Annotated in this window: 5 protein-coding genes; 3 read left to right on the top strand and 2 right to left on the bottom strand. The window is 65.8% G+C overall.

Translation table 11 applies throughout. From position 1 onward, the window contains the following. Window positions 1-683: MFS transporter (locus tag VFA60_04590; GenBank protein ID HZQ91049.1), on the top strand; the 683-nt coding region annotated here is incomplete at its 5' end. 342 nt (window positions 684-1025) lie between these two features. Here VFA60_04590 and VFA60_04585 read toward each other — a convergent pair. Both VFA60_04585 and VFA60_04580 read right to left on the bottom strand, forming a co-directional pair. Continuing rightward, entirely contained in the window at window positions 1026-3536 is a 2511-nt protein-coding gene (locus tag VFA60_04585) for an ATP-binding protein (protein HZQ91048.1), read from the bottom strand. 343 nt (window positions 3537-3879) lie between these two features. Beyond that, complete coding sequence (locus VFA60_04580; protein HZQ91047.1) at window positions 3880-7038, bottom strand: glycoside hydrolase; 3159 nt, start codon at window positions 7036-7038, stop codon at window positions 3880-3882. Between the two features lie 327 nt (window positions 7039-7365). On the opposite strand from VFA60_04580, the gene VFA60_04575 reads away from it, so the two are divergent. After that, on the top strand, window positions 7366-8247 hold the full coding sequence (locus VFA60_04575) for an SDR family oxidoreductase (protein ID HZQ91046.1): 882 nt from the start codon (window positions 7366-7368) through the stop codon (window positions 8245-8247). 164 nt (window positions 8248-8411) lie between these two features. Beyond that, the gene (locus VFA60_04570; GenBank protein HZQ91045.1) at window positions 8412-9554 is read left to right on the top strand and encodes an acyl-CoA dehydrogenase; all 1143 of its coding nucleotides are present in this window, start codon (window positions 8412-8414) and stop codon (window positions 9552-9554) included. Window positions 9555-9691: the final 137 nt, after the last annotated feature.

Genomic DNA, 9691 nt, shown 5'->3' with positions numbered 1-9691 from the left:
TGAGCGCCGAGAAGGCCAGGCGCGAGGCCGCGCCACCGGCGTCAGGCAGCGCTCAAGCGGGCTACGGCCGGCTGCTCGCCGACCAAAACCTGTGGATCATGATCGGGCTCTACCTCTGCTACACCACCGGCCAATACGGATACCTGCTCTGGCTGCCGAGCATCCTCAAAGACCTGACCCGGCAAAGCCTGACCAGCGTGGGCTGGCTGAGCGCGCCGCCGCTGGTGGCCGCCATCGCCGGCGTCTACATCTTCGGCGCGGCTTCCGACGTGAAAGGCAACCGCCGCCTGTGGTGCGCTGTGTCGTTGTGGGGTTTCGGCGTTGCGCTCGGACTGGTCACCGTGTTCGCGCACCGCGTGTGGATCGCGTACTCGATGATTGTCGTCGCCGGACTGCTCTCGAAGGGCATGCAGAGTCCGTTCTGGTCCAGCCCCGCGCTGGTGTTCGCGCCCGGCGTGGTGGGCGGCGCGCGCGGCGTGATCAACGGCATCGGCAACCTGGGAGGGTTCGTCGGCCCGGTGCTGGTCGGCTGGATCGCGAGAGAAACCGGCGGCAACATGAACTACGGCATGGCCGCGCTCGCCGTCAGTTTGATCGCCGGCGGCTGCCTCACCATGCTCCTGCCGAAAGCCACGGCGGGATACGAATTCCAGAAGGAGCGCGCGGCCGCGACTTCAAAATAGCTGTGGAAGCTGCTGGGCAACCCCCACCCCCCACCCCCCCGGGTGCTCCCAGGTGTTTTCAGCAGCTTGCGCGGCACGTTCTCGGTAAGACTGTGAAAACAGGCACAGTTAAGACCGAGGTCTTAAACCCAAGCGGCTCATCAAGTTGTCAAATAACAAAACCCGGCGGCGAGGGTGTGTCCTCGAGCCGGGTATCTACATTCAGAGTAGCAAATTGGGCGGGGAAAATGGGAAAGCGCGCGGGATATTTATCGTCCGTGTTTCGTTTGGGTTAAAGACCGTTTGGTGGCTGACCGGGCTTGACAGGGTGGATGTGAACTGCCGCTGTGAAGTGACGCCGGATCACGCCTCGTGCGACACCGCGTCCGGCTTCTTCAGCACCTCGCGCAGTTTGCGCGCCAGCGACTCGCGCGAGAACGGCTTTTGCAGGAAGCCGGCGTCGGGCGAGAGTTCCTCGTGCTGCGCTACGGCGTTTTCCGTGTAGCCGGAGATGAACAGCACCTTGAGCCCGCGTTGCGACGCGCGCAACTGGTCGGCCAGCTCGCGCCCGGTTATGCCCGGCATGATCATGTCGGTCATCAGCAGGTTGATCTGGCCGGCGTGCTCTTCGGCCACGCGCAGCGCCTCGGCGCCGTGGGCGGCTTCCAGCACACTGTAGCCCATCGCTTCCAGCAGTTCGCGGCTCAGCTCGCGCAGCGAGGCCGCGTCTTCCACCAGCAGGATGGTCTCCGAGCCGGTGGGAATGGGCGGCGGCGCGGGCGGGGCTTCGACCACCGGCTCTTCCACCGTCTCGGCGGGCAGGTAGACCTTGAACGTGGTGCCCTTGCCTACCTCGCTGTACACCCAGATGTATCCGTTGCTCTGCTTCACGATGCCATAGACCGTGGCCAGGCCCAGGCCGGTGCCCTTGTCTTTTTCCTTGGTGGTGAAGAAGGGCTCGAAGATCCTCTTGCGCGTCTCCGCGTCCATGCCGATGCCGGTGTCGCTGACGGCGAGCATGGTGTATCGCCCGGGCGGCATCTGGACGATGTGGCGGCCATCGTTTTCCCCGATGACGACCGTCTGGGTCTCCAGCGTCAGCTTGCCGCCGCGGGGCATGGCGTCGCGCGCGTTGACCGCCAGGTTCATGATGACCTGCTCGAGCTGCGACGGATCGGCCTTCACCTTGGCGGCGCGCGGATCGAGGACCGTGACCAGCTCAATGTTTTCGCCGATCAGCCGCAGCAGCATGCTGCTCATGCTGCCCACCACGCCGTTCAGGTCGAGCACTTTGGGCTCGAGCACCTGTTTGCGGCTGAAGGCGAGCAGTTGCCGCGTGAGCGCGGCGGCGCGGTCGCCGGCCGCCTTGATTTCTTCCACGCGGCGGCGCAGCGCGTGCCCGGCGGGCACCTGCTCCAGCAGCAGGTCGCTGTAGCCGATGATGACGCCCAGCAGGTTGTTGAAGTCGTGCGCCACGCCGCCCGCCAGCCGGCCCACGGCTTCCATGCGCTCGGCCAGGCGCAGGCGTTCTTCCAGCAGCTTTTTCTCGGAGATGTCGGTGGCCAGGATCAGCCCGGCGGGCCGGCCATCGATCTCGATGCGGTGCTGGCGGATTTCCACCGCGATCAGCGATCCATCCTTCTTGCGATGCCGCCATACGCCGACCCGATCCAGTTGGTTCTGGCCTTCGGAGCTGGCGATGCTGTGCAACAGCTCGGGCACGTCTTCCGGCGGACGGATGTCCTTGATGGTCATGGCGCGGAACTCGTCGCGCGTGTAGCCGTAAGCGTGGATCGCGGCCTCATTCACATCGAGGAACTTCAGCGACTCCAGGTCGTACACCCACATGGGCTGCGGGTTTGTGTCGAACAGCTGGCGATAGCGGCGCTCCGACCTGGCCATCAAATCCAGGCGCAGGCGCAGCTCGCTCTTTCGCAGCTTGCGATAGAGGAACGCGCCCGCATATCCGAACAGGGCGGCCAGCCCGATGAACGCCAGCGCAGCCAGCGCAAGCGGCTTCTCAAATTTCCACAGCGCCTGGTTCACTTCGTCCACCGGCAACTGGATGAGCACCGCCCAATGCAGCGCCGGGATCGGCTGGTGGACCACCAGCGACCGCACGCCTCCGCGGTCGTAGAAGGCGCTGCCGCGGTTGCCGGCCAGCGCGCGCGCGACGGCAGGGAAGTCCTTCACGTCAGGACGCACACGCGCTGCGTCACCCGGCTCGGCGACCGCCTGGCGGTGCTGGTCCACCACCGTGATCCAGCGCGTGCCGCTTGGAGTCCAGCGCTTCAGCCATCCCTGGATGGCCGAGAGCCGGTAGTAGCCGGCCAGCGCGCCCAGCGGCCTGCCATGCGCGTCGAAAATGGGGACCACCGCCGCCAGCACCGGCTCGCCCTTGCCCAGCGGCGAGGGATGAACGCCGGAGATTTGAGCGCGCTGGCTGCGCGCAAATGCCGGAAACCACACCGGCGTCGCGGCGTCGGCGCGAACGCCGGCCGGATAGGCCACCAGCAGCCGGCCCTGCGCGTCGTACACGGCGCAATAGGTGAAGTCGGGCTGCAGGCGGCAAGCCTGCCCGAGGCTGCCCGACATCGCCTTCGTGTCGCCGCGGCCGGCGGCAACGTTGAAGCCGGGTTCGGCAGCGACCGAAGAGAGGAATGCCTCGCCGCTGGCCAGGTACTCGAGCAGGATGCGCGCTACCGCGTCTCCCGCTACATGGCTTTGGCGGGTCAGGCTGTCGTTGGTGTACTTGCGCAGAAACCGGTCAGCCGAATAGAGAAACAGAAGCAGAGGCAGGACAGCGAGCAGGACCAGCGCGGCATAGATGCGCCAGCGTCTGGCCGCCAGCCATTGGTTTGTGCCGTTGAGCATGGCTCCATGGGCCCCGCGTTCGGGTTTAACCTGCAGGCGCGGAGCCTTGTACTGGAAGCAGCTTGGCGGTGCTCTGCCCGCAAACGGCCTGGCTGACAGAGTTATGCCAATTTGGCACCGATTTTAGTGCATTCTGGGGCGCGGCTCCAGTTACGTAAGTCATTGACCGGCATTGCTTGGCAGGTTTTGTTTCCTGAAACGGGAGCGGACGGAACAATTCCTGGAAGAAGACAGGCGCAAGATACTTTGGCAGGAGGCTCAGGCCAGGGCGATCACCACCTGCGTGGCGTCATAGTGGAAGTTGCCGTTGCAGCGCTCGGAGACACTGTTGAGCGGGAAGCAATCACTCCACCTTCAACTCCGCAAGCCCCGCCTTCTTCAACTCCGCGTTGGTGGAAGCCAGTTCGCCCGCCTGCACCGCCATCCAGCGATCCATCGCGTCCTTCCAATCCTGCATGACCCGGGCCAGGTCCGAGACGGCTTGCGCCGTCGGTTCGGCGTCGGCAGAATCCACCGCGTCGTACACCGACTTGAGGTTGGCATTGACCGACGCGAGAGATGCTGGTCCCGGCGCCGCGGTGCTGGCGCCAGCGGTTGTGGGGCCGGCCCCGCCGCCTCCGCGCCGCCGCTGGCCCGATTCGAGCTGCTGCAGCTTGCCGTCAAGATCGTCGAGCGCCGCGCCGGCCGCAGCAGCCCCCGGACGCACGGCCGCAATCTGCTTGCGCAGGGCGCGCGCCTGCTCCAGCGCTTTGTGGTCCTCCTCCGCCATCGCCGTGATCTGCTGCTCGAGCGTGAACATGCGGCGCAGCGACTCCGGAGTTGCCGTCACGCGCGGGTCCATCTTTACCGTGAGCGGCTGCGTGTACGCCTTCCCGTCGGCGGTCAGACGGACGGTGTACTCGCCCGGCAGCGCCCGCGGGCCCTTCGGCGCCAGCGGCGTCCGGTGCACGATCGCCGCAATGGGATAGTCGCGCTCCAGTTTCGGCTCCGGCCAGTGCAGGTCCCACACGAACCGATGCATGCCCGCGGCCGCCGACAACCTCTGCGGCTGCTCCACCCAGTACATGGGATGGCGCAGCTTCTTCTCATCCACCGGCGCCGGCCGGTCGGCGCTGGAGTAGCGGCGGACAATGTCACCGCTGCCGTCGACGATCTCCAGCGTCAACTCCTTCACGGGCGCCGGCAGCCAGTAGTGGATCATCGCGCCGTCGGGCGGGTTTTCGCCGGCGGGCTCCTCCGGCGGCAGCGGCGTGTCGGTGTAGGTCGAGCGGCGGACGCGAATCGCCACTTGCGGTTTGAACAGGAACGCGCTGCCGCCAGTAACTTCGGCGTTCACCTGCCGCAGCGGCGTGATGTCGTCCAGGATCCAGAACCCGCGCCCGTGCGTGCCCACCACGATGTCATCGTTGTGCACCACCAGGTCGCGAATCGAAGTCGCCGGCAGGTTCTGACGCAGCGACTGCCAGTGATCGCCGTCGTCGAAGCTCACGTACACGCTGCGCTCGGTGCCGGCGAACAGCAGCCCGCGCCGCTCGGGGTCTTCCTTCACCGTGTTCACCGGCTCGTTCGCCGGAAGCCCGGCGGTGATGAGCTGCCACGTCCTGCCGCCGTCGCGCGTGCGATAGATGTACGGCCTCAGGTCGTCGAGCCGGATGCGGTTGATCGCCGCATAGCAGGCGTGGTCGTCCCAGTGCGAGGTCTCCAGTTGCGCGACCTTGCTCCACGCGGTGAGTTCCGGCGGCGTCACGTTCGTCCATGTCTGCCCGCCATCGCGCGTCACGTGAATCAGGCCGTCGTCCGTGCCGGCCCAGATCACGTTGACATCCTGGAAGCTGGGCGCCACGGCGTAAATCACCCCCCGGCGGTCAACTTTGTGCCCATCCTGCGTGAACACCGCGAAATTCTGCGGCACGCCGGGATCGGGACGGCTCAGGTCCGGCGAGATCACGCCCCACGAGTGCCCGCCATCGGTCGTCTTGAACAGGACGTTGCCGGCCAGATACAGCACGCTGGGGTCCTTCGGCGAAAACAGGATCGGCTCGGTCCGCAGGAAACGAACCTTGCCCGAGCGCACCAGTTCCGGCGCCACATCCTGCGTCTGGCCGGTGCGCGCGTCGTAGCGCGACGCCTTGCCGCCATAAATGATGTTGGGATCGCGCGGATCGGGCGCCACGTAGCCGTACTCCTCCACCCCCACCGGATGCCAGTCGCGAAACGTGATCGCGCCCGAATCGCCGCGGCTCGCCACCGCTGCCGAACCCGACTCCTGCTGCCCGCCGTACACCCAGTAGGGAAACTGGTTGTCGGTGATCACGTGGTAGAACTGCGCGCTCGGCTGGTTGTACCAGCTGCTCCAGGTCGCGCCACCGTTGACGGAAATCGTCGCGCCCTGGTCGCTGGCGATCGCGATGATCTCCGGATGCTCGGGATTGATCCAGAGGCGGTGATAGTCGTCGCCGCCGGGCGCGCCCTTCCATCCGACAAACGTTTTTCCGCCGTCGGTCGAGCGGAATGTCTGAATGCCGGCCACGTAAACGATCTCGGGGTCCTTCGGATCAGGCTTGATCTCGGCGAAGTCCGAGCCGCGCTCGGAGACGCGCGCATCGGAATTCACCCGCCGCCACGTCTCGCCCGCGTCGTCAGAGCGATACACGCCCGCCAGCTTCGGCGCGTCCACCATCGCGTAAATGATCTTGCCGTTCGAAGGCGCCACGCCCAGCCCGATGCGCCCCAGGTCATCCGCCGCGCCGGGCAGGCCCTTGGTGAGCTGTCGCCACGTCGTGCCGCCGTCGGTTGACTTGTACAGCCCGCTCGTCTTGCCCTGCCACACGCCGTTTTCCCACGGCGCCAGCCGCTGCGCCCACAGCGCCGCGTAAACGGTTTGCGCGTTCGCGGGATCGAACGCCAGGTCCACCGCGCCGGTGTTCTCATCCTTGTAAAGGACCTTCTGGAACGTCTTGCCGCCGTCGAGCGAGCGAAAAACGCCGCGCTCCGCGTTCGGACCATACGGGTGCCCGAGCACGGCGACCAGCAGGCGGTCCGGGTCCTTCGGATCAACGATGATCTGGGCGATCTGCTGGCCGTCGCGCAGGCCAAGGTGCTGCCACGTCCTTCCGCCGTCGCCAGTTCTGTAGATTCCGTCGCCGACCGAAAGATCGGGCCGCTGCAACCCCTCGCCGCTGCCCACATAAAGAATGTTGGGGTCCGACGGGGCCACGGCCACCGCGCCCACCGACTGCGTCGGCTGGTCGTCGAAAATGGACCACCACGTCCGTCCCGCATCGGTGGTCTTGAAGACGCCGCCGTTGTTCACGCCTATATAGAAGACGTTGGGCTGCGACGGCACGCCCACCATCGGCACCGTCCGGCCCCCGCGAAACGGCCCGATCATGCGCCAGCGCATCTCGCGGAACAGATCGGGACTGGATTGCTGGGCGGCAACGGTGGTGGCGGCCACGGTGGCCGCGACGAGAAAAAAAGTAAGCAATATGGCGCGCTTCATGTGTGCCTTCGTGTGACCTTCGTGTCCTGTGTGTGAAACGCTTTTCCGCGAAGGGAAAACATACGCGGGGGCGGCGGGAGCAGGCAAGGCGGAGCAGGCAAGGCGGGAGAGCAGGCAAGGCGGGAGCAGGCAAGGCGGGAGCGGCGGGAGCAGGTAAGGCGGGGGAGGTTGGTATGCTCTAACTGTCATCCTGAGCGAAGGCCGAGCGACAGCGAGGACGAGTCGAAGGATCCCTACCCGACCCAACGCTCTCGCATGAAGCAGGGATGCTCCGGTGACCGCGCGAGCGGCGCGTTCACCCCCGCTCAGCATGACTTCACAATCCGCATGAGCACACTCCTCATCACCGGCGCCGGCGGACTCCTCGGCAAAGCGGCCGTCGAGGCCGCGGTCGCGCACGGGCACGCCGTCACCGCGCTGTATCATTCGCCGCCGGCGCACACGCCCGGCGCCAGAATTGTTACCGCCGACCTGAAAGATCACGCGGCCATCGCCGCGCTGATCGAAACGACCCGCGCCGGCTGGATCATCCACGCCGCAGCCCACGCCAGCCCCGACTTCTGCGAAGACCATCCCGATGAAGCCTGGGCGGTGAACGCCGACGCCACGCGCAACATCGCCCAGGCGGCCGCGCGGGCCGGCTCGCGCGTTCTCTATGTCTCCACCGATTCGGTTTTCGACGGCGCCCGCGGCAACTACTCTGAGACCGATGCGACAAATCCAATCAGTGTCTACGCGCGCGCAAAGCTGGCAGGCGAGCAGGCCGTGCTGGCGGCTTCCCCCGGCAATCTAAGCGTGCGCACCACGCTCATCGGATGGGGCGCGAAAAAGCCAAACCTCGCCGAACTCGTGTTTCGCCGCCTCGGGCAGGGAAGCGCCATGACCGGCTACGCTGACGTCATCTTTACGCCGCTCCCGGTCTGGACGTTGAGCGAGATCATGCTCTGCGCGATCGGCCGCTCGCTGGCCGGCATCTGGCACGTCGCCTCGGCCGACGCCTGCTCGAAGTACGAATTCTGCCGCCGCCTCGCCCGCCAGTTTGGCTTCGATCCCGGGCTGGTTCGGCCGGTGAGCGTCGACTCGGCCGGGCTGCGCGCCCCGCGCCCGAAAAACGCCTCGCTGAACACCGCCAAGATCACTGCCGCGCTGGGCCGCCCGATGCCGGCGATTGACGAAGGCATCGCCGAGTTCGCCGCGCGGCGGCCATGAACTCACAGCGGAGGCGCCGAGACACGAGAACGCATGGCCAAAGAGGGGCCGGGAGCGCGGCACAAACGTAACTTCCAGCCAGGCCACCGGCGTGCTATAAATGGTGCTTATGCACTGATTCGATTCTCTTATGGGCGGAGGGACCATCGCCCGGAGGCACGGCCTTGAACTTCGAATTCTCCGATGAGCAGCAGCAGCTGCGCCGCAGCGTGCGCGAGTTCGCCGAGCGCGAGATCGCGCCCCACGTCCAGGAATGGGACGAAGCCTCGCACTTCCCGCTGGAAATTGTGAAGGAACTCGGGCGCCTCGGCTTCATGGGCGCGATTTTCCCCGCCGAGTACGGCGGCGCCGAGATGGGCTACGTGGAGTACGTCACCATCATCGAGGAGCTCTCGCGCGTTGACGGGTCGGTCGGCATCGTCGTGGCCGCGCACACCTCGCTGTGCTCCAACCACATCTACCTCGCCGGGAGCGAGGCGCAGAAGCGCAAGTACATCCCCAGGCTGGCGACGGGCGAATTCATCGGCGCGTGGGGCCTGACCGAACCCGGCTCGGGTTCCGACGCCGGCAGCGCGCGCATGACCGCCGTGCGCAAAGGCAACAACTGGGTGCTGAACGGCACCAAGACGTTCATCACCAACGGCCACTACGCCGATGTCGCCGTGGTCATTGCCGTCACCGACAAGGCGGCGCACACGCACGGTCTCTCCGCCTTCGTGGTGGACAAAGGCACGAAAGGCTTCCGCGCCGGCAAGAAAGAAAACAAGCTCGGCCTGCGCGCCTCCGATACCGCCGAACTCATCTTCGAAGACTGCGTCATCCCCGCCGAGAACCTGCTGGGCAAGGAAGGTGACGGATTCATTGACGCCATGCGGGTGCTCGATGGAGGGCGCATCTCCATCGCCGCGCTCTCGCTTGGCATGGCGCAGGGCGCCTACGAAGCCGCGCTGAAATATTCAAAAGAACGCAAACAGTTCGGAAGGCCCATCAGCGAATTCCAGGCCATCCAGTGGAAGCTGGCCGACATGGCCACCGAAATCGACGCCGCCCGCCTGCTCACGCTGCGCTCGGCCTCGCTCAAAGACGCCGGCAGGAAAACTACACTCGAATCCAGCATGGCCAAGCTCTACGCCAGCGAAGTGGCCGTGCGCTGCGCCAACGAAAGCGTGCAGATCCACGGCGGCTACGGCTTCATCAAGGACTACCCGGCGGAGAAGTTCTATCGCGACGTCAAGCTTTGCACCATCGGCGAAGGCACGAGCGAGATCCAGCGGCTGGTGATCGCCCGGCAGGTGCTGAAGGACTAGAACCTATCTCATAAATAGAGAAACTGACTTAACACTTTGATCCAGCAACGATTTAGAGCAAACCCGATGCATGCACCTGAGCGATGCGCAGTGGGAAGCGATCCGGCCACTGCTGCGCGAGAAGCGACGAGCCGACG

This window comes from Terriglobales bacterium (assembly GCA_035651995.1).
In the GTDB taxonomy this organism is placed as follows: Bacteria; Acidobacteriota; Terriglobia; order Terriglobales; family Acidobacteriaceae; genus DASRER01.
Note: the sequence above shows the minus strand (reverse complement) of the source record. Positions and strands in the feature narration are given on the sequence as shown.